The sequence below is a fragment of the Brevibacillus sp. AG genome (assembly GCF_028369215.1).
In the GTDB taxonomy this organism is placed as follows: Bacteria; Bacillota; Bacilli; order Brevibacillales; family Brevibacillaceae; genus Brevibacillus; species Brevibacillus porteri.
Genome location: NZ_JAQMYO010000003.1, coordinates 13,572 through 33,485 on the forward strand (window position 1 = coordinate 13,572; position 19,914 = coordinate 33,485).

At 48.1% G+C, this 19,914-nt stretch carries 23 protein-coding genes; 10 read left to right on the forward strand and 13 right to left on the reverse strand.

What is annotated here, in order from left to right:
* Positions 1-93 precede the first annotated feature (93 nt).
* The 4 genes from POF51_RS08890 to POF51_RS08905 all read right to left on the reverse strand — a co-directional run bounded on the left by POF51_RS08890 (position 94) and on the right by POF51_RS08905 (position 3,624).
* Positions 94-891: an ABC-2 family transporter protein gene (locus tag POF51_RS08890; protein ID WP_069846640.1), complete on the reverse strand. Its 798-nt coding sequence runs from the start codon at positions 889-891 to the stop codon at positions 94-96.
* 3 nt (positions 892-894) lie between these two features.
* Positions 895-1,689, reverse strand: coding sequence for an ABC transporter permease (locus tag POF51_RS08895; protein WP_069846641.1), 795 nt, complete (start codon positions 1,687-1,689; stop codon positions 895-897).
* On the reverse strand, positions 1,682-2,692 hold the full coding sequence (locus POF51_RS08900) for an ABC transporter ATP-binding protein (protein ID WP_069846642.1): 1,011 nt from the start codon (positions 2,690-2,692) through the stop codon (positions 1,682-1,684). Before POF51_RS08900 ends, POF51_RS08895 begins: the two co-directional genes overlap by 8 nt.
* An 89-nt stretch (positions 2,693-2,781) precedes the next feature.
* A complete protein-coding gene (locus POF51_RS08905) occupies positions 2,782-3,624 on the reverse strand; it encodes a protein phosphatase 2C domain-containing protein (RefSeq protein WP_069847475.1) in 843 nt (280 codons plus the stop codon).
* Positions 3,625-3,789: 165 nt separating this feature from the next.
* On the opposite strand from POF51_RS08905, the gene POF51_RS08910 reads away from it, so the two are divergent.
* From POF51_RS08910 to POF51_RS08935, 6 genes are all read left to right on the forward strand, one after another.
* Positions 3,790-5,076, forward strand: coding sequence for a glutamate-1-semialdehyde 2,1-aminomutase (locus POF51_RS08910; protein WP_069846644.1), 1,287 nt, complete (start codon positions 3,790-3,792; stop codon positions 5,074-5,076).
* Positions 5,077-5,155: 79 nt separating this feature from the next.
* Positions 5,156-5,296 carry a hypothetical protein gene (locus POF51_RS08915; protein WP_007729817.1) on the forward strand — a complete coding sequence of 47 codons (141 nt, stop codon included), beginning with the start codon at positions 5,156-5,158 and terminating at the stop codon, positions 5,294-5,296.
* 224 nt (positions 5,297-5,520) lie between these two features.
* Positions 5,521-6,201: a zinc metallopeptidase gene (locus POF51_RS08920; protein ID WP_048031441.1), complete on the forward strand. Its 681-nt coding sequence runs from the start codon at positions 5,521-5,523 to the stop codon at positions 6,199-6,201.
* A gap of 96 nt (positions 6,202-6,297) precedes the next feature.
* Complete coding sequence (locus POF51_RS08925) at positions 6,298-7,113, forward strand: pyrroline-5-carboxylate reductase family protein (protein ID WP_069846646.1); 816 nt, start codon at positions 6,298-6,300, stop codon at positions 7,111-7,113.
* Between the two features lie 23 nt (positions 7,114-7,136).
* Entirely contained in the window at positions 7,137-7,988 is an 852-nt protein-coding gene (locus POF51_RS08930; RefSeq protein WP_069846648.1) for an NAD(P)-dependent oxidoreductase, read from the forward strand.
* A 150-nt stretch (positions 7,989-8,138) separates the two neighbouring features.
* Complete coding sequence (locus POF51_RS08935) at positions 8,139-8,492, forward strand: MoaF-related domain-containing protein (protein ID WP_069846651.1); 354 nt, start codon at positions 8,139-8,141, stop codon at positions 8,490-8,492.
* 77 nt (positions 8,493-8,569) lie between these two features.
* Here POF51_RS08935 and POF51_RS08940 read toward each other — a convergent pair whose 3' ends face one another.
* From POF51_RS08940 to fabL, 7 genes are all read right to left on the reverse strand, one after another.
* Positions 8,570-9,115, reverse strand: a complete 546-nt coding sequence (locus POF51_RS08940) for a flavodoxin family protein (RefSeq protein ID WP_083261609.1) — start codon at positions 9,113-9,115, stop codon at positions 8,570-8,572.
* A gap of 172 nt (positions 9,116-9,287) precedes the next feature.
* On the reverse strand, positions 9,288-10,517 hold the full coding sequence (locus tag POF51_RS08945; protein ID WP_271755140.1) for an MFS transporter: 1,230 nt from the start codon (positions 10,515-10,517) through the stop codon (positions 9,288-9,290).
* Positions 10,518-10,633: 116 nt separating this feature from the next.
* Positions 10,634-11,854 (reverse strand): MFS transporter, encoded by a 1,221-nt coding sequence (locus POF51_RS08950; protein ID WP_106836529.1) that lies wholly within the window; start codon positions 11,852-11,854, stop codon positions 10,634-10,636.
* Positions 11,855-11,878: 24 nt separating this feature from the next.
* Positions 11,879-13,660, reverse strand: a complete 1,782-nt coding sequence (locus tag POF51_RS08955) for an ABC transporter ATP-binding protein (RefSeq protein ID WP_271755144.1) — start codon at positions 13,658-13,660, stop codon at positions 11,879-11,881.
* A gap of 57 nt (positions 13,661-13,717) precedes the next feature.
* Entirely contained in the window at positions 13,718-14,254 is a 537-nt protein-coding gene (locus tag POF51_RS08960; RefSeq protein WP_007729805.1) for a DUF402 domain-containing protein, read from the reverse strand.
* A 48-nt stretch (positions 14,255-14,302) separates the two neighbouring features.
* Entirely contained in the window at positions 14,303-14,716 is a 414-nt protein-coding gene (locus POF51_RS08965) for a GNAT family N-acetyltransferase (protein ID WP_017250148.1), read from the reverse strand.
* A gap of 111 nt (positions 14,717-14,827) precedes the next feature.
* Positions 14,828-15,586, reverse strand: coding sequence for an enoyl-[acyl-carrier-protein] reductase FabL (fabL, locus tag POF51_RS08970; RefSeq protein WP_017250147.1), 759 nt, complete (start codon positions 15,584-15,586; stop codon positions 14,828-14,830).
* A 196-nt stretch (positions 15,587-15,782) separates the two neighbouring features.
* On the opposite strand from fabL, the gene POF51_RS08975 reads away from it, so the two are divergent.
* Positions 15,783-16,007, forward strand: a complete 225-nt coding sequence (locus POF51_RS08975) for a hypothetical protein (protein WP_106836527.1) — start codon at positions 15,783-15,785, stop codon at positions 16,005-16,007.
* A gap of 49 nt (positions 16,008-16,056) precedes the next feature.
* On the opposite strand, the gene POF51_RS08980 is transcribed toward POF51_RS08975, so the two are convergent.
* Together POF51_RS08980 and POF51_RS08985 are read right to left on the reverse strand one after the other, a co-directional pair.
* A complete protein-coding gene (locus POF51_RS08980) occupies positions 16,057-18,024 on the reverse strand; it encodes a methyl-accepting chemotaxis protein (RefSeq protein ID WP_271755150.1) in 1,968 nt (655 codons plus the stop codon).
* A 214-nt stretch (positions 18,025-18,238) separates the two neighbouring features.
* Entirely contained in the window at positions 18,239-18,511 is a 273-nt protein-coding gene (locus tag POF51_RS08985; RefSeq protein ID WP_170831581.1) for a hypothetical protein, read from the reverse strand.
* Between the two features lie 38 nt (positions 18,512-18,549).
* Between POF51_RS08985 and POF51_RS08990 the strand changes: the two genes are divergently transcribed.
* The 3 genes from POF51_RS08990 (at position 18,550) to POF51_RS09000 (ending at position 19,894) form a co-directional block, all read left to right on the forward strand.
* The gene (locus POF51_RS08990) at positions 18,550-18,702 is read left to right on the forward strand and encodes a hypothetical protein (protein ID WP_170831582.1); all 153 of its coding nucleotides are present in this window, start codon (positions 18,550-18,552) and stop codon (positions 18,700-18,702) included.
* Between the two features lie 137 nt (positions 18,703-18,839).
* Positions 18,840-18,998, forward strand: a complete 159-nt coding sequence (locus POF51_RS08995) for a hypothetical protein (protein ID WP_007729792.1) — start codon at positions 18,840-18,842, stop codon at positions 18,996-18,998.
* Positions 18,999-19,117: 119 nt separating this feature from the next.
* On the forward strand, positions 19,118-19,894 hold the full coding sequence (locus POF51_RS09000; protein WP_069846665.1) for a Cof-type HAD-IIB family hydrolase: 777 nt from the start codon (positions 19,118-19,120) through the stop codon (positions 19,892-19,894).
* The last annotated feature ends 20 nt before the right edge of the window (positions 19,895-19,914 follow it).

Genomic DNA, 19,914 nt, shown 5'->3' on the forward strand with positions numbered 1-19,914 from the left:
CGTTCCGGTTGCCGCCGGAACGGTCTTTTTTACTTTATGCTTGTAGATCTCGTTACATCCAATATTACCACAGCGAGGTCGAATGATAAATAATCAAGAACCCGCTCCCCGATATTTCGTAACTCCCCAGTTCCAGACGATCAGTCCGATCCCGAAAAAGATGATAGCCACTACCGGAGTCATTGCGGCATACGTGTACCAAACTTCCTTGCGCAAAAAGTAAGCCGCCGGATAAACACCCACGAAGGCAAACGGCAGCACGTATGTGAGCACAAAGCGAATAGCTTTGTTGTACACGTCTACCGGATAGCGCCCATATTGCTGGATGTTGTAGATCATCGGGGCAATCCCTGTCCGCGAGTCAGAAAAGAAGCTAACCGCAGCAATTGCAGTATACACGCCACCGTAAATCAGTGCCCCGCTGATTGAGAGCCCGATAAAGATGAACACGTCGTACCAGTAAAACGACAAATCGAGTTGAATGGCAGCATACCCCATGATGATGATCCCGGTTATGACTCCAAAAATGCGGTCTGGCGCAATCGACTCGAGGCATACCTGTGCCAGATTGTGAATCGGTCTCGTCAGGATGCGATCCATCTCGCCCCGAATGATATACCGTTCGTTGAAGTCCCAAAAGCCGAAGAACATCGAGAACAACGCGTACGGAACCAAAAAGAAACCATAGATAAAGATAATCTCATCACGCGTCCAATCCCCCATCAAAGGAACATGCGTGAACACGACAATAATAAAGATGAGATTGATCAGCTCAGAAACTAGATTGGACACAAAATCACCGATAAAATCTGTTCGATAGGCAAGTCTCGTCTTGAAGTACTGGCTCAGGTAGTCGGCAAAAATACTGAAAATATGTCTCATGTTTTGCATGCTCTACCCTCCTTGCACAACCAGCTTGTTGCGGGCAAAACGCCACATCACCAAGATGGGAACCAGTATGACAAACATCCAGATGACCTGAAAACCGATCAATTCCCAGGAACGTTCCGTAGTAATCGCACCTGTGAAAATCAAGCTCGGATAGTAGTTAACTGCCTGAAATGGAAGGTAACCCATTACCGTTTGCGCCCAGCCAGGGAAAAAGCTGATCGGAAGCACGAGACCAGACAACAGATCCACTACGACCCGCTTGGCTCGCATCATACCATCGTTTCGGAACAGGAAGAAAGTCAGCAAGCCTGTCACCAGGTTGATTTGTGTATTGATCAAAAACGCACACATCAAGCTGATCAAATACAGTCCCCATCCAGTCACTGTCGCCGGGAAGCTGAACGGAATGATCAGGCTGATAAGAAAGATCCCTGGACCCGCGAAAAAGAAAAAGCGAAAGATCCCTTCCCCAAACGCCTGCGCCGTTTTCACGGACAAGTAATTATAAGGGCGTATCATTTCGATCGCGACCTTGCCTTCTCGGACGTCCTGGGCTATTTCTGAATCGATGTTGTTAAAATAAAACGCCCGCGACATCCAAGCAATCGCAACGTAGGAAGTCATCTGTTCCACCGTAAGCCCGCCCAGCTGCTGCTGTCCTCCGTAGATCGCTCCCCATAAAAAGTAGTACGCACCGATGTTGATCGCGTAGATAATGATCCCGCTGTAATAATTCACACGATAGGCAAGCATCGTCAAAAACCTCATGCGGATGAGTTCCATATAAAGCTTACGCATGGCTGGCTACCTCTTGGTCGGAGGAATAAATGTTGCGAACGATATCCTCTGTGCTCGTCTCCTCGATTTTCACGTCGCTGACTTCAAAGGATGACATGACCGTCGACAAAACAAAGGGTAGCATTTCCTGACTTCGCGCTACTTTTACATTGAGGGTAAAATCATTGATTTGCTCGATCTCACAAGGCATCTCTCCCAATGCTTGACGGATTGCGGCTGCTGAAGTGCGTTTTTTCATTTGGAAGGACACCTTTGTACCATTACCCCATTTTTCCTTGAGGTCATTCAGCAAGCCATCGAAGATCAGCTTCCCTTTGTCCATGACAAGCACGCGTTTACAGAGTGCTTCGATGTCTGACACATCGTGAGTCGTCAACAAGATCGTCATATTTTCCGTCTCGTTCAGATTGCGGAGAAACTCACGGATTTTTTGCTTAACGAGCACATCGAGTCCAACTGTCGGTTCATCGAGAAATAGCAGGCGCGGCTTATGAATCAACGAAGCAGCCACTTCACAGCGCATCCGCTGGCCTAGACTTAGTTTGCGCACTGGCTGACTGACGAACGGAGAAATCTCCAGCTCCTCAATCAAACGCTCCAGCCACTTTTCTCCTTCTGCCTCGTCTACCTTATAAACACTCTTCAACAGACGGAAGGACTCTAGCGGAGAAAGGTCCCACCAAAGCTGAGAGCGCTGCCCGAAAACAACTCCGATGGAACGAACGTACTCTTCCCGCTGCTTGAAAGGCACATAGCCGTTAATGACGATTTCGCCGTCGCTCGGGGTCAAGATTCCGGTCAGCATCTTGATCGTGGTCGATTTTCCGGCACCATTTTCCCCAATCAGCGCGAACATTTCCCCTTCCTTCACTGTAAAGGAAAGGTCATCCACCGCTTTTACCGTCTTGTACTCCCGACTGAACAAATCACGAAAAGCACCACCAAGGCCCGGTCTGGACTGATGGATGCGGAAATCCTTTTGTAAATGATTTACCTGAATCATGGAAAACCGTCCTTTTTTCTTCGCTTAAATACCATTTGTAGTGTATATGAGCCAATCGAATTGTGCAAAAGGCAAACTGCACCAAACTGTTAATGAAGATAAAGGATCATTCCCGTTTTGTCGTCTGACTTTTTGAAGCGGATATAGCGAATGCATTCGGGATCGTTGTTTTCCAGAGAGATGAGCTCGTCTGTATAACGTTGCAGCCCTTTATGTACGATCGGCAGCACCGTCTCTTCCCACTTCGGCTGTGCTCCACCTAAAGCTCTCGGCATGAAAAGACCATCCGTTGCCAGCACCAATGCCTTCACGCCAACTCGATTCATGCGGCCATACTCTATAAAATCCCGACAGGCAGCATCACCATTCAACACTCCGTAGCCTCCTGGTCCATTCGCCTGATAGCGGTTATGGATCAGGATGTCCATACATCGTTCATACAGCTCTGTTCGAGTACACAATCCTTCTTTGATTCCTTCTTCCCACTTCGCCAAGGCTGCCTGTTCCAAATGGCTGACTTGCGTATGCGTCAGGGGTCGTACCGTGTCATCATCATAAACGGCAAATATCATGCAATCTCCCAACTGCGCGTACTCGATATGGGCATCTCCTACACGGACGCCTGCACAGGCCGCTCCCCACAATGCTTCCTTTTTCTCAAGATCAATGCCGCTTTGCCGCATCTGCTCCTGAAGGGCTAAGTTTATCGTCTCCAAATAAACGTGCAAAGCTACATCCTCCGGCATTGCTTCCAACTGCTTTTTTACGAGCTCAGCCGCGATAGCTCCGCCTGTCTGTCCTGCTGCGTTCTCATACGGAATCAGCGACGTAATGCCGTCGATAACCGCATACACATGCTTGACCTGCTGAATCACATAGGCGTCCTCATTGCTTTTGCCGCTTCCTTTCATGGAGATGCTCTCAAGTTTCATGATGACCCCGCCTTTACCCATGGAGTGATTTGCTTGAAAATTGTATCATTTTTCCTTTCCTTCATCTATAGCTCTCCGTTCATATCCAGTTGTTGAACAGCTGTGGTAAGATAATGAAGGACTTTTTCCAAAAGAGGTAGTTTCAAAAGAAAAGAGGGAATATGCATGAAACGTGAACGATCCGCGCAACTGCACGAGGAAGCACTCGACGTCATTCTAGGCGGGGTAAACAGCCCTTCCCGCTCTTTCAAGGCTGTAGGCGGGGGAGCACCCGTAACGATGGAACGTGCCCAGGGCGCGTATTTCTGGGACGTGGACGGCAATCGATATATTGACTACTTAGCAGCATATGGCCCCATCATTACTGGCCATGCACATCCACATGTGACCGAAGCGATTTGCGAAGCAGCTGCCAACGGAACCCTGTACGGTACTCCTACTCCATGGGAAATTACCTTCGCAAACATGATCCGCGAAGCAATCCCTTCGATGGAGCGCATTCGTTTTAACAACTCCGGTACAGAAGCAGTCATGACCTGCATTCGTGTAGCACGTGCCTATACCGGACGTGTCAAAATCATCAAATTCGCAGGCTGCTACCACGGTCACTCTGATTTGGTGCTGGTTGCAGCTGGCTCCGGACCATCAACCTTGGGGATTCCAGACAGTGCGGGTATTCCACAAAGCATCGCCAGCGAAGTCATTACGGTACCTTTTAATAATGTCGAAGCATTTGCAGAAGCTATGAACAAATGGGGCAGCGAAACGGCTTGCGTCCTCGTGGAGCCGATTGTCGGCAACTTCGGTATCGTGGCACCTGAGCCTGGCTTCTTGGAAGAGGTTAACCGCATTACGCATGAAGCAGGCGCACTTGTCGTCTACGATGAAGTGATTACGGCCTTCCGCTTCTGCTACGGCGGAGCACAAAACCTCCTCGGAGTCGAGCCTGATCTGACTGCATTGGGCAAAATTATCGGTGGCGGTCTGCCAATCGGTGCTTATGGCGGTCGTCGGGAAATCATGGAACAAGTCGCCCCACTCGGACCTGCGTATCAAGCAGGAACAATGGCTGGTAATCCTGCTTCCATCCGTGCGGGAATCGCCTGCCTAGAAGTATTGAAGCAGCCGGGCGTGTACGATGAATTCGAACGACTGGGCTCCATGCTTGCGAACGGAATCACCGAGGCAGCCAACAAACACGGCGTAACCATCCAGCTCAATCGTGTAAAAGGGGCATTGGCAGTTTACTTTACGGACGAGCCTGTTCATGATTATGATGCAGCTCAGAAAGCGAATGGAGAAATTTTTGCCCGCTTCTTCCAGCTGATGCTGAATGAAGGTGTATGTCTGGCACCATCTAAATATGAAGCTTGGTTCGTGACCACAGCTCATACAAAAGAAGACATTCAATTCACCATCGCAGCTGTAGACCGCGCCTTTTCTCAGCTGTAAACCATTCCCACGTCCTTTCGCATCCGTCCAAGGAAATAATAAGCCTGTTCGCGATTATGTTTTCGAGGAGGATATTTCGGTGTCCAAAGGTGAAAAATCATATCCGCAGGCTCCTGAAAAGACGTTGGATTCCAAAATGAGCAGTAAAATGCTCGAAGTGACCGGCTTTCAAAACCCGCGAAAAACCGAGCATCACAAAACTCAAAATCACGACAGATAATCAAGAAAACAGACACATTCCCCATCATGATGACGAGGAATGTGTCTTGTTTTTTCGCATGTGGCAACATTGTCAATAATGGTCAGAGATTGTACAATAAAATAGTGAAACTGTCATAGGACTTATTCGTATACATGAATATGGGACAGAATGAAGTAGTAAGGTTACATGTATGGCTTAGCAACATTTCGTTTTCATAGATTACAACGAGGAGTGAGTGTGGAATGTTTTTCCATCCTATGGATTTCCTGATTCTGATTGCATTCGGACTGTCGCTCTGGGCACAGTTTCGTGTGAAAGGAACTTTTAACAAATTCGCCGAAGTTCCTACCTCCTCCGGTCTTACCGGTGCAGAGGCCGCCCGCCGCATGCTTGATGCGAACGGCTTGACGAACGTTCCTGTTCAACATATCCCAGGTACATTGACTGACCACTACGACCCGACTGATCGTGTCGTACGCCTGTCTGATCCTGTATACTTCGGCAACTCGATTGCCTCTCTGTCCGTTGCTTGTCACGAGGTCGGCCATGCGATTCAGCACAAGGTCTCGTACCCGATGCTGGTAGCACGCCATCGCATTTTCCCGGTAGTCAACCTGGTGTCCGGTGTAGCACCATTGCTGCTGTTGGCTGGTTTCTTCTTTAAAATGGCTGGACTTTTGCTCATCGGGATTATCTTCTTCTCCGGAGCGGTTGCCTTCCAGCTCGTCACACTACCTGTCGAGTTTAACGCAAGTAGCCGTGCGAAAGAACTGATGCTCAAAATGGGCTTCATCCGCAATGAAGAAGAGCGTGGCGCAAGCAAAGTACTGGGCGCAGCCGCTCTGACGTACGTAGCTGCCGCTCTGATCTCTGTTCTGGAGTTGGCGAAATACATCATGATTTTCCGTAGCTCTGACGACTAATCCGTTTAACGAAACGGCAAAGGTACAGCTCTCTCACAGGGGAGGCTGTACCTTTTTTCATAAGGCTACGTTACAATTAGGCGGGGGGTTTTGCACATGCGAATTGGAATCATTGGATTAGGCAGTATGGGACAAATGCTGGTGAAATCGCTCTGTAAAAGCGGTGTGATCCAGCCCGAGCATATCACCGTCTTCAATCGAACAAGAGAAAAGGCTGAAAATCTGCAGGCATCACATGGTATTCTCATAGCCGAAAGTGCGCAAGAGGTGTGCAACCAAGCAAATCTGGTCTTCCTCTGCACAAAGCCACTGGATATCCTGCCTGTACTGCGAGAGTTGTCTATCCCTGAAAGTGTACATATCGTTTCTGTGGCAGCAGGTGTTAGCATCGATGATTTGGAAACCGTCCATGCTGGTGCCGTAAGCAAGGTAATTCCTACCGTTACTTCGCAAGAGCTGCATGGTGTATCTCTATTTACATCTAGCTGTCGAACAAGTACAGAGGATCGCAATGAGCTTCTCACTCTCCTGTCTTCCATTAGTCAATCACAGGAAGTATCCGAGGTCGAGATTGAAACAGCGACGATCCTCACCAGCAGCGCACCAGGACTGATCGCAGGGATTCTTGATTCGTTCGCGCAGGCAGCCGTTCGCAAAGCACCAGAGCTAGACCTGGATACGGCGAGAAGCATGCTGGTGGAAACGATGCTGGGAACCGCTCTTTTGCTCAAAAACGAACAGCTTAGCTTCGACCAACTGATCGAACGTGTGGCTACCAAAGGTGGCATTACCGAGGAAGGCTTGCGTGTTCTTGACAAGACGCTTCCTTCTGGGTTTGACGAGTTATTTGCGATGACAGAATCCAAGCACGCTGCTTTGAAGATACTTGTCCAACAACAAATAAAAGCATAAATCGCGGATAGGAGAACAAGACGATGATCATCGGTTGGATTGGTTTAGGAAACATGGGCATACCAATGGCTAGCAATCTGCTGGCTGCTGGCTACGACGTACGTGTCTGGAATCGTACGCCGGGAAAAGCTGCACCATTGGTGGCATTAGGTGCGAAAGAGACTGCGACTTTGTCCGAGCTGGTAGCACAAAGCGATGTTCTATTCACCATGGTAAGCGACGATGATGCCGTAAAAGCAATCTATACGGGCTCAGATGGTCTCTTTAGTCTTCCCGTGCAAGGAAAACTGGCGGTGGACATGAGCACCATTTCACCGGATACTTCCCGTTTTCTTGCCGAGCAGGCCAAACAAGCTGGGCTGCGCTTTCTCGATGCGCCTGTCTCTGGCAGTGTAGGACCTGCAAAAGAAGGGAAGCTCGTCATCATGGTAGGTGGCGAGCAGGCGGATTATGAGGTAGCCAAGCCTATGCTGGACAAGCTGGGCAAAGCCGCGTTTTATTTGGGACCAAACGGAGCGGGTACATCTGCGAAGCTGGCGATCAACTTGCTGCTCGGCATTACAGTACAAGGTGTGTCTGAAACATTACTATTCGCACGATCCCTCGGCATTGGTACGGAGCAAATGCTGGACATCATTTCCGAGAGCGCCGTAGGAACATCACTCATTCGCGGAAAAGCGGCTTCCATCCTCGCTGACAACTATCCGGCTGCCTTTGCCCTGAAGCATATGGCCAAGGACCTTCGCCTTGCGAATGAAGCAGGCGTCTCTACCCCATTGGCTGAATCCGTAAATGCGACCTATCGTCATGCATTGGAAGAAGGCTTGGGCGAGCTGGATTTGATGGCGATCCTGCGTCATCTCGGTGGAAAATAGGCTTCGTTGTTTAGATTGACCCTACATAAATGAAACAGCGGCTACCTAAGACCTGAAAATCACGTCTTAGTCTGGCCGCTGTTTTTTGCATTCCACGCAGAGCATACACCTATGTTTGACATATATTGCATACAAAAGGAGGAGTATGCTATGCATCATCCAAATTTTCAATATGTACAATACGGCCATCTACCACCTGTATACGCTGGTAAGACCTTTCGCTATGATTATGAAGATGGCAATGTATTTATCATTCATTTCTTTGACGCTACTCATCGGCATGATGAAGGGATTGCTGGACCGCATAAAGGATTCAATGGTTACTATACATTCAACTACGTGGAGATAGCTCCTTGCGTATACTTTATGTATTGGTTGGAAGAAGTCTACACGGTCAGCCAAGTTGCTGATTTTAATAGGATGCTGGTCTATACACATTATACCTATGATGCACAGGGTTTTCGAAAAAGTCTATTCCATTCCGGTACCATAACCGAACTTTGATAGCTTCCCCTCATAATCCGTGAAAGATGACAAAGCGAAAGACCGGAATTACTTCCGGTCTTTTGTCGTCCAATACGCTATTGCTTGGCCTTCAGCCACGCATTAAAAATCTTTGCTTCCTCTACTGCCCGTTGATCTGACCATACATCACCGGGTTTGTTGCCTTCCCCGATCATATAGCCTGCAAATGGCATTCCGACGAAAGAAAAAACATACTGAAACTGCTGGATTAGTGGCAGCCCCTTCAATCTGGGCTGGTCTCCACCAGTCGTAATGACATATGCCTGCTTTTGTCCGAGAGATTCTTTGAAGGAATAACGCTTATCACGCAAGCTCTGCGACCAGCGATCCACATAGTTTTTCATATGCCCTGACATGCCGTACCAATAGATGGGCGTAGAGAAAATCAGAAAATCATGGGCAAGTACCGCTTCTGTCACTTCATCGTAATCATCCGCGACTGCATCGAAGCCTCCCTCGTCATGCCTTTGGTCGTGAATCGGGCGAATGTTTTTTTCTCGCAGACGAATACTAGTGTGCGGTACGCCGTCCAATGCTAGATTTGTCAATTGCTCCGTATTCCCTGCATCTCTTGAGCTTCCATGCAATACGAGAATGTTCATGTGCTCACCCATCCTTACATCTTTGTTTGCTCCTTTCATTGTATGGGGAAAGAAGGGCTTTCTCAAACCTTAAAGGGCCTAATCGATTCTTTAAACTGTCGGACGACCACCTCCAAACAATAAAGGCTGCCTTCCCAGTAGAAAAGTCTACGGAAAGACAGCCTGTTCTGTTTTAATTTACGGAAACCCCACTCGAATGCTCCGTCTGCTTTTTTTGCAAGCGCAACGCAAAAAGGAACGCAACGAGTAACAATCCAGCAGATACATAATAAACAGCCCGGACTCCCTGCCATTCAGCGATAGCCCCCATCACCAAGGCAGAAACGCCAAAGACAAGTAAATCAATCGTCCCCTTCGCTGACATGACATAGGGCAGTGCTGATTCCTCAGTGTCTTGCTGCAATAGTGTCTGCTTGCTTACATGCACCATTTCCAAAAATGGGCCCAGTGCAAAGGAAAACAACAGTGCCACAAGAGCGTTCGTACTGCTGCCAAAACAAAAGGTAAAGAATCCGACGCCAATCGTACCGCAAATGATCCAGCGAAATAAATGGCGACGCATCCGCTCTGCATACATCAATAGCAGCGTCCCTCCTGCAATGGCTCCAAGCATGTAACCGGCATTGATGTAGCCCCACCATTCTTCTCCTTGTCCAAGCACATCGAGGACAAATGGCAGCATAATCGCAGCGATCCACACACCCCCGGACAAGCCGATCACGATATCCATTGCGACCAGCAGTCGTAGTACAGGTACATCGCGAATTGTCTTCCACCCAGTGAGCCAGTTTGTTGTCGCCTTAGCTGCCTGTTCTTCACGCGGCTTTTCTCTTTCTGGTGCAATGCCTGTCATCGCGATCGTTGCCACAACATAGGCACCAACCGTTCCCCACAGAACAACACCTGCTCCCAGCCAAGAAACGAGTAATCCCCCTGCGGCCCAGCCAGCAAAATGAACGGTTTGATCCGAGGTGGCAAGCAACCCATTCGCTCGCATGAGGTCTTCTCGTCCGACCAACTGCGGCACCATGGCATTGCGCGCAGGGTTTGCCCAGCCATCCATAAAGGCGATGGTTGACCCCAATCCGAATAACAGCCAGATCCACTCTCCCTGCTCTCCTACACCGCTGCTGACAGCTAATGAGGCTCCAGCCAAAAGTATCGTCTTCAAGCCTTGCGACAGCACGAGCATGCCCGTCAACGACAATCGCTGAAACACCAACGGAGCCAACAAGCTGCTCACAGACTGCGACGCTACGATGACAACCGGAATAAACGCCGTGTACATGACAGAGCCAGTTGCAGCGTAGATGATCGAAATAAACGCGACAATATAAAATACATCCCCAAGGTTGGCCAATGTCTGACCCGCCCAGAGGCAAATAAAGCGTCGATGCCACATAAAGCACACCCTCCTGTCGGTTCAGGACCAGCCTATACGTCCTGATGGAATATGAAGTTATTCACACCGACTCGCCATCACAATGGAGGTGCACCTCTTTTCGCGAAAATTACCTTTTATTCTATTCCAGAATCAGAATGCTGTACAGATTTGTTTCGGAAAAAGCTGTAGTACACCCAGCCTGCGTTAATAAATAAGAAAGCACTCGTCATGTAAAAGACTCCGCTAATACTCACATAGCCTGCCAAAAAGCCACCAATCATCGGTCCAAGCATGCTGCCGATACTGACGAAGCTGTTGTTATAGCCGTATACGCGACTGACCATATGTACAGGTGTTGCTCGTCGCAGCAAAGCATTGACGGATGGAAGCAATCCTCCCAGCGATAATCCTAACAAAAACCGGAGCGCGACCAATTGCCATACCGTATGTACCAGACCTTGTGGAATGAAGATGATTGCGGCAGCCAAAAGCGAGAACAAGAGCACCTTTTGCGAACCAAACCGATCTCCTAAACGCCCCAGCTGTGGAGAGGCAAAGACGTTTGCTACCCCCATGCATGCCTGGACAATACCGGCCCACAGTGCTACCTTTGCCCCTTCTGATCCAACCAATTGCGAAATGTAGATCGGCAACACAGGGATAATGCTAAACAACGCAAACTGGATCATTACGGTTACAAAAAAGAGCGCCGGGAGTTCTTTGGAAGAGAAGATCATCTGAAAATCTTCCCGTAGACTCGACCGTTCCTTTTTTTCAGGTGGAACAAAATTCTCTTTCACCATAAACGTAATGACCAAGGTCGCCAGTAATAATACGCAACCGGTAATCACAAAAATCATCCGAAAGCCGATCTTCTCCGCGAGAACACCGCCAAACAGCGGTCCCATAATGGTTCCTGCCGTAATAAAAGACTGAAGCAACCCCGTTGCCCAGCCAATTCGTTCTTTTGGTACAGAGGATGCTACCAATGCGGTACTGGCAGGGATGATTCCCCCTACAAGTCCATTGAGCAGACGAAGGGCCAAAAGCTGCCACAGACTTCCGGCAAAACCGGTCAGTGCCATGGTAATGGACATGAAAAATCCCGAGCGCAAAATCATGATCTTGCGCCCGTGCTTATCGGCCAAATTTCCCCAAATAGGTGAGACGAGGCCCGCCGTCAAAAAGTTGGCTCCAAAAATAATCCCCGCCCAAGCCGTGACTTGATGAGGGTCTTCAATTCCGAAATCCTGCTGAATGTAAAGCGGTAAAAAAGGCATGATCATGCTCATCGCCACCATGACGAAAAACAAGGATCCGCAGAGTACATATAAATTACGGCGCCATATCTCCATCGGATTTCCTCCAATCCCATCTGCTTATCCCAGTTGCGGGTCGGATGTACTTCCTAAATCTTGCACACTCCACAGGCCATAGTATACTCCCTTTCTCGCAAGCAATTGCTCATGCGTGCCTTCCTCAACGATTTGGCCCTCTTTCATGACAATGATTTTGTCCGCATGGGTAATCGTCGAAAGTCGATGGGCCACGATGAGCGTGGTTCTTCCTTTTGCCAACCTAGACAGAGACTCCTGAATCGTGTGCTCTGATTCCAAGTCGAGTGCAGACGTCGCCTCATCCAGGATCAGAATACCCGGGTCACGCAGGAAAACACGCGCAATCGCGATTCGCTGCTTTTGTCCGCCCGAGAGCTTCACGCCACGCTCTCCCAGCTCCGTATGGTACCCATTCGGTAATTCGCTAATAAAGTCATGGGCATTTGCCGCCTTCGCAGCTTCTTGCACAGCACTGTCATCCGCATCAGGATTGCCCATTAAAATATTCACTTTTGCTGATTCACTAAACAAAATATTATCTTGCTGCACCATCCCGATGTGGTAACGCAAATTTTGCTGCTTCACATCGCGGATATCGATGCCATCAATCGTAATTTTCCCCTCTGTCACGTCCCAAAAACGCGGCAGCAAGCTAATCAGAGAAGATTTTCCGCCGCCTGACATCCCGACAATTGCAACCGTTTCGCCAGAAGAGATGTTCAGATTCACATTGTTCAAGACGAGAGGGCCTTCCTCCCGATAGCGGAAGGACACGTTCTCAAAGCGGATTTCTCCGCGAATTCGTTTGGTTGCAGGGTCTACAGGCAGATCCCCTGCATTTGGCTTGTCAACGATATCGTATGATTCATCGATAAACTCGAACATCCGGTCCATCGAGGCAATTGCCTGAGTCAGTACTGTACTGGAATTGACCAGACGTCGCAGCGGCGTGTACAAGCGCTCCAAATAAGCATAAAACGCAACGAGCGTCCCTACGCTCATACTCCCGCCAATGACTTGGTAGCCAGCATAGGCAATGACCAGGAGCGGTGCGATATCCGTCACCGTATTGACCACGGCGAAGGTTCGTGCATTCCACCGCGTATGTGCCAGTGCCTTATCCAAAAACTGATTGTTCTCCTTGGCAAATTCCTTGCTCTCCTGCTTTTCTAATGCAAAGCTGCGGATGAGCGACATGCCGTTCACGCGTTCGTACAAATGACCTTGCAAATGCGCCAGTGCAGCAGAACGATCCTTTGTCAATTGACGCAAGCGCTTGTAGAAAAACTTGACGGAGATACTGTACAAAGGGAAAACGATAATCGCGACAATCGTCAGCTCCACGTCCATATAGAGCATGATCCCCATCGTCAGCGTAATCGTAATCAGGTCCAACCAAAGATTCATCAATCCCGTTTCCACGAAGCTTTTGGTTGATTCCACGTCGTTAATGACGCGAGAGATGATCTCACCCGTTTTTGTATTGTTGTAGTAGCGCATCGACAGTCGTTGTAAATGAGAAAACAATTGATTGCGGATGTCAAACAAGATACGACTGGATACCCACTGTGCATAGTATTGCCGGATGTACTCAACAGGGGCGCGAACGAGGGTAAATAACAAAAAGGCCCCCAGCATCAGCCAAAATAACTGTTTCAGCTTTTCCTCTTGAGGAAGCGGACTTGGCAGCAGGTCATCAATGACGTATTTGATAAGAAGCGGAAGAGCAAGTGGGATCGCAAACTTAATCATTCCAATAAATATAGTGCCCAATATTTGTTTCCAATAGGGCAGGACATAAGCCAAATAGCGGCGTATGCTCAACCATCATACCTCCTTTGCAAACAAGGAAATCCCTCCCCCGGTCATTCGGGAAAGGGATTATTCCTCATCATCTCGCACTAAAAGATAACGCTCGTACCAACGTTGGACGAAACCGTTTTGAAAAGGGCCACGTCGCGCGCTTACCCAATCCAGCACCTCTCGCAATGCTGTCTGCACTCTTTCCACAACAAATGGAGGATAGTTCATCTGTTTGCTGTGCAAAAGAAACTCCTCTTCGTCGAGAATCGAGTACGTCATATCGGGAAACACTTTTACGTCGAGATCATAGTCTATGTAGCTAAGCAATTGTCCCTTCATGCTGAAGGGCGAACCAATGTTGCAATAATAATAAATACCGTCATCACGAATCATGGCAATGGTATTGAACCACTGGCCTCTACCAAATGTACAAATGGCCGGTTCACGCGTACGCCATTCCCGCCCGTCTGCTTCTGTCACCTTGACCCGATCATTTCCCCCAATCACCACCGCATCACTGGTATGAATCAACGTAGATTTGTCCCATATGCGGTGCAACGAATGGTCATGTTTATAACTTTCTATGCGGATATTGGAGCCCGGAGTTGGTGACATGACTCTCCCCTTTCTTCTCTTCTCTATTTGAATGGGGACAAGCCTCCTTTAAGAAGAGAGCTTTTTGGAAAGTGTAACATATTTTTGTACTTCATAGCCAAGTGAAAGGTAAAACGGAAGGACTTCCGGATTTGATTGATTGACCATGATCAAGACGTTATTGACACCTCGTTGCTTGAAACGCTTTTCAATTGCTTCAACGAGTTCGCGACCAATACCTGAGCCTTGCATCTCTGGAAGTACAGCCAATCGGTAGAAATAGGCACGTGCACCGTCGATCGTGCCAACCACGACCCCTACAACTCTGCCTTCCATTTCTGCAACCATTACCAGATCGCTGTCCCAAGCCAAATGCTGGGCCAAATCGTTCAATGACTCTTTGTCCGATTGGTCCAACCCCGTCTCCTGCCAAATACGTGTGATAGCCGAATAGTCACCGAGTCGAAACGGACGAATCAGCATGTGTTGCCTCCTTCGTAACCTTCTTCCTCTATTGTACAACACATGGACAACTTTGTCTTGTGTCGCAACACCACAAAGTCTCCAACTCCATACTCCATCTTCAATAAATCATTATGTCAAAAGAGAAATACCGCCGTCTACAATCAATGTTTGTCCGCGAACCATCCACGCTTTGTCAGAGAGCAAGAATATCACCGCATTAGCCAAATCTTCCGGCTCCACAATACGTCCTGCTGGCGTACGCTCTGCTGAGCTACCGAGCAATTCTTCACGATTCGGGAAATGTTTGAGTGCATCCGTATCCACCGCTCCGCCAGAAACAGCGTTTACTACAATATTATGCGGTGCGAGCTCGACTGCCAAATAACGAGTAATCGCTTCTACAGCTGCCTTCGATACGCCAACCGCTGTATAGTTGTCGAGAACGCGAATGGACCCAAGGCTGGACAAGCTCACGATTTTTCCGCCGTTGCCGCCCTTGATCATTAGTTTTGCCGCTTCTTGCGCACAGAACAACAGCGCCTTGCTGTTAATTTCCATGGTCCAGTCCCAATGGCTTTCTTCCAGCTCCATTAGCGGACGCAGTACACCCGATGCCGCATTGTTCACAAATACATCCAAGCGACCGAATTCCTGGTCAATTTCTGCGAACAACTCTTTGATTTTTGCTACATCCCCTACATTGGCTTTGATCAGATGGACACGAGCGCCCTTTGCTTCCAGCTCTGCTGCTGCTTCTCTTGCCGCAGTGCGGTTACGCAAATAGTTCAGCACCAGGTCATAGCCCTGTTCCGCCAATTGAAGCGCAATCGCTTTTCCGATTCCTCGCGTTCCGCCAGTAACCAGTGCTACTTTTTTCGTTGTATTCATAAAAAGATTACCTCCCGATCTGACCAACTATTAATAGTAGGTACTAATAAATAAAAATCACTCATTCATTATACAACTCCACCTGCGCTTTTTCTACCTGCGGAAAAAATCCCAGCATGACTTGATCCTCTCAACTATAGCCATACTAAGCTCGCAGTATCAGGCAAACCACTACCACATAAGGAGGAATGGCAGGGTGTACATAGGTCGGGAATTGTCTGAATTAACCATAGTGCCACTGGCTGATTGGGAAATGAATGAGCTGCTTTATTACCATCACAGCTTTTCACAACTGGCAGCTTACCTCAGTGCAGAAGGAGCCTCTCTTCACGTCAAAGTCATCCATGAGCTTGAATCCCGTGGGCCTGTGAATGGAGACAGCGGGGGATGGGATCATTCCTCGTCACCTATTTACGATTAAGTAAAAAACCCGGCTGCTCGTGTATGTAAACACGGCGCCGGGCTTATTTTTAGATACGGAATTTGCCGATCTGGTTTTGCAATTCCTCCGCGAGGTGTTCGAGAGAAACGGCTGAGGAAGCGATCTCTTCCATAGAGGCTAGCTGCTCCTGGGCAGCTGCGGATACACTTTGTGTTCCATCAGATGCTTGCAGTGTCACTTCGGAAATATGGCCAATGATCTCAACCACTTGCTGTGCCCTTGTGGAGAAATCACGCGTCGCTTCAGATACCTGACCGATTTTCTCTGCCACTTCATTGACGGCTGATTGAATTTGTTCGAAGGACTGGCCAGCTTCGTTCACTTTTTCAATACCTTCCGTTACTTCACGCTTGCTCTGATCCATAACGATCACAGCATGGTTTGTCTCCGCTTGAATCGTGGTGATCAGTTGACTAATTTGTTGTGCCGAGCTTGCGGATTGCTCTGCCAGCTTGCGTACCTCATCAGCCACCACAGCAAAGCCTCTTCCATACTCCCCTGCTCGAGCCGCTTCGATTGCCGCATTTAGTGCGAGCAGGTTGGTTTGATTAGCGATGGCAGTAATCACATCCACGATGTTTCCGATTTCTTGGGAACGCGTCCCCAGATTATCCACAACTTTTGCCAGACCGTGAATCGATTCGCTGGATGCGTTCATTTGCAACACAGCCGATTGAATGGCTTTGTTTCCGACCACTGCCAAGTCCGACGAATCCTGGGCTGCGGTGAATACATTTTGTGTATGCTCTACAATCTGACCGATTCTTGCCGACATTTGTTCGACTGCTGCGTTCCCCTCCTGCGTATGGGAGACTTGCTGCTCGGTTCCCTCCGCCATTTCTTGCATGGTCTCTGCGATCTGTTCTGTGGCTTTGCTTGTCTGATCCGCACTGGCCGCGAGCTGCTCTGCCGAAGAAGCCAGCTGCTGAACAGAATCATTCACAGAATGGAGCAAGGAACGAAGAGATTCCGCCATATGATTGAAGGCTTTGCCCAACGTACCCAACTCGTCGTCACTTCGTATATCTACTTGTTGTGTCACATCGCCTTGGCTCATTTTTTCCGCTGCTTCTGTCAACATGCGCAAAGGACGGAGTAAGGAGCGCAAAATCAGGTAAATGACTCCGCCAGCTGCCACCAGCGCTGCAATTATAATCACGACCATGGTGTGAAAAATTGGATTTGCTGCTTCTGCTGCTTCACTTTCATACATCACGCCTACAAGCTTCCAGCCCGTATTTTCATTCGTAGTAAACACGGCTTGGACGGGATTTCCCTCGTGATTAAATTGTAAGCGTCCGGACTCTTCCGCATAAACAGTATCTGCCCAAGACTCTGCAACTTCAACGCCCGACTCTCCATTTGGATCGACAAGCATCTTGCGGTTTTTATCCAAAATAGCCATATATCCTTGCGTACCAATCTTCGCCTGCTTAACGGTTGTGTCCAGCGCAGTCAGTTGAATATCAATCCCAAAGACACCGGACTGATCAGGCAATGCCATGGCTATTCCCACGACGACTTTGCCCGTAATGGCATCAATGTATGGGTCCACAATGATACCCTTGCCAGGTTGCTTCATGGCTGCTATGTACCAATCTCTCTTTCGCGGGTCGAATCCGTCCGGGAGCTTGGAGCCGGTTGCGGTCATCATGCCGCCATTCTCGTCCCCGATATACGCTTCACTCACTTCCGGATTCATAGCGAGAAAGCGCTGTAATTTTTTTTGCGTATTTGTTCTGGTCTCTTCCATGATATCGTTGCGTACAATATCAGCAGCGACCCATTCCACATTCCTTGATTGTTCCAAAAGTGTACGATTCAAAAGCGCGTCTACTAAACGGACATTTTCAGAGGCAGTCGTAAGCAATTCTTCTGACAACTCGGCCTTGGCACTCTGATACGAGAGACATCCAAGTGTCAGCATGGGGATGACTAATATCGTGGAAAATGTAGCGATCAGCTTGGATTTAACAGTGAGTCTAGGTGTTTTCATTCGCTGCATCACCTTTCTGCGTGTTATCATTGTCCTATATTAATACCCGGCATATGCATGAGTAAACCTAAAATTGCCAACCAAACGCACAAAAGTTTATTATTTATTATTTTTTATTATATTCAGAATATACTTTCTTCTAGAAATAGGTAAAAAATCGCTTTACAACAAGAAAAAAATGCCATATTCTAAGAGTACGTTCCACACACTACTACTACGGAAAGAAAGGAGGCAGCACAATGATGATGATAGCTATGAATCTAAAACCAGCTTTTATTGATCGTCTTGTGGATGTTCCAACTGAATATAGCAGCGCCTCCTGGGTCGACGAATTCCAGTAGTATTCGTACTCTTCAACATTTCTATTTCGTCTATTACCGACCACAGGTGTTGTTGCTTGTGGTCTTTCTATGTCCTTCAAAACGGCATGTCCGTTTTTGTTGCCAGAAGACCGCAGGCTTTCGCCCGTGGTCTTTTTCTTTCTCATCAATTAACATTTTCCACCTTGAAAGGGGGTGATTGGTAATGGTACTGAACTTTTTGCTTTTCACAGTCAAGATTGAACGCAATAAGGAACAAGCAGAGAAACTTTTCACAGAATCTGCTCGCTGTCGCTATCTCGAAGAACGCGCCGAAGAACATGCTTTTGAAGCTGCACAATTTGTGAGCCGCATTTAATGGACACCACTACTTGACTACAGGAGGGATTTTAGTATGAAAAACAAACAACGGCGTCAGATGATGAGGTTTACGGGAGTCAAAGCGATAGATGGTAGCTGACTGCACCAAACTAACGGGATGGGAGGGATATACTCATGTACATTCCAATGATTTTCTTCACAATCATCATTGAGAAACGGAAATTGACACCGAAGCAAATTGAAGCAAAATACATGCAACAGCAAGCGCTGAAACGCATCGAAGAACAAAAGCATCAGATCGTCACACAATTTCCAGAGTTTTTGATTCGCTAAAAAGAAACGGTTTTACAAAGATCATGTCTGCGGGGGCATGATCTTTTTATTTTCCACTGCTCTTCCCCTCTCTCGAAGCTTTATAATGGATTCAAAAGAGAACAGTGGGGAGTGAAATCATGGAGTATCAAATCGTCTTTTTAGACATTGATGGAACACTCGTCAACGAAGAGAAAATCATACCACCGGATACTCTCGAAGCCATTCAAGAGCTGCAAAGAAACAAGATCGAGGTCGTCCTAGCAACAGGCAGAGCTCATTATTATTTTGACGAGCTTGCCCAACAGTGCGGCATCGACTCGTATGTCAGCTGCAATGGCGCATATGTCGTCTATCAAGGAAAAACCATTTATGATCGCCCCATCCCGACCACAACACTCGATCAATTGCAGCAGATCGCAGACCAGCACGACCATCCCATCGTGTTTCAAGGCAGTACGGCGGGCTTTTCTACCCATAAGCAGCATCCTTATTTGGATTGGACCTTTCAGCAATTGAAGCTTGATTCCCCTGATCACAATGCAAACTTCGCCCATTCTGAAAATATTTATCAGGCGCTGTTGTTTACACCAGAAGCACACGAACAACAGTACAGAGAAGAGATTCCCGCTCTCTCGTTTATACGCTGGCATGAGTATTGTATGGATGTTTTTGCAAAAGGCGGTTCAAAAGCCCTCGGTATTGAAGCTCTCCTCTCGCATATCGGGCTTGCGCCAAGTAAAGCAGTTGCTTTTGGAGACGGTCTGAATGACAAAGAAATGCTGTCTTATGTCGGGATGGGAATCGCGATGGGCAATGCGCATGAAGCTTTGTTGCCGCATGCCACTTACGTAACACGGAACGTCGATGATGGCGGGATATCTCACGGCTTGCGTCACATCGGTCTAATGAAATAAAAGCTGCCGAGAAATGCTCG

Coding starts and splice junctions, on each gene's coding strand:
- POF51_RS08890 (WP_069846640.1), bottom strand. CDS start 891: ATGCAAAACATGAGACATATTTTCAGTATTTTTGCCGACTACCTGAGC.
- POF51_RS08895 (WP_069846641.1), bottom strand. CDS start 1,689: ATGCGTAAGCTTTATATGGAACTCATCCGCATGAGGTTTTTGACGATG.
- POF51_RS08900 (WP_069846642.1), bottom strand. CDS start 2,692: ATGATTCAGGTAAATCATTTACAAAAGGATTTCCGCATCCATCAGTCC.
- POF51_RS08905 (WP_069847475.1), bottom strand. CDS start 3,624: ATGAAACTTGAGAGCATCTCCATGAAAGGAAGCGGCAAAAGCAATGAG.
- POF51_RS08910 (WP_069846644.1), top strand. CDS start 3,790: ATGAAACGTGAACGATCCGCGCAACTGCACGAGGAAGCACTCGACGTC.
- POF51_RS08920 (WP_048031441.1), top strand. CDS start 5,521: ATGTTTTTCCATCCTATGGATTTCCTGATTCTGATTGCATTCGGACTG.
- POF51_RS08925 (WP_069846646.1), top strand. CDS start 6,298: ATGCGAATTGGAATCATTGGATTAGGCAGTATGGGACAAATGCTGGTG.
- POF51_RS08930 (WP_069846648.1), top strand. CDS start 7,137: ATGATCATCGGTTGGATTGGTTTAGGAAACATGGGCATACCAATGGCT.
- POF51_RS08935 (WP_069846651.1), top strand. CDS start 8,139: ATGCATCATCCAAATTTTCAATATGTACAATACGGCCATCTACCACCT.
- POF51_RS08940 (WP_083261609.1), bottom strand. CDS start 9,115: ATGAACATTCTCGTATTGCATGGAAGCTCAAGAGATGCAGGGAATACG.
- POF51_RS08945 (WP_271755140.1), bottom strand. CDS start 10,517: ATGTGGCATCGACGCTTTATTTGCCTCTGGGCGGGTCAGACATTGGCC.
- POF51_RS08950 (WP_106836529.1), bottom strand. CDS start 11,854: ATGGAGATATGGCGCCGTAATTTATATGTACTCTGCGGATCCTTGTTT.
- POF51_RS08960 (WP_007729805.1), bottom strand. CDS start 14,254: ATGTCACCAACTCCGGGCTCCAATATCCGCATAGAAAGTTATAAACAT.
- POF51_RS08965 (WP_017250148.1), bottom strand. CDS start 14,716: ATGCTGATTCGTCCGTTTCGACTCGGTGACTATTCGGCTATCACACGT.
- fabL (WP_017250147.1), bottom strand. CDS start 15,586: ATGAATACAACGAAAAAAGTAGCACTGGTTACTGGCGGAACGCGAGGA.
- POF51_RS08980 (WP_271755150.1), bottom strand. CDS start 18,024: ATGAAAACACCTAGACTCACTGTTAAATCCAAGCTGATCGCTACATTT.
- POF51_RS08985 (WP_170831581.1), bottom strand. CDS start 18,511: ATGAGAAAGAAAAAGACCACGGGCGAAAGCCTGCGGTCTTCTGGCAAC.
- POF51_RS08990 (WP_170831582.1), top strand. CDS start 18,550: ATGGTACTGAACTTTTTGCTTTTCACAGTCAAGATTGAACGCAATAAG.
- POF51_RS08995 (WP_007729792.1), top strand. CDS start 18,840: ATGTACATTCCAATGATTTTCTTCACAATCATCATTGAGAAACGGAAA.
- POF51_RS09000 (WP_069846665.1), top strand. CDS start 19,118: ATGGAGTATCAAATCGTCTTTTTAGACATTGATGGAACACTCGTCAAC.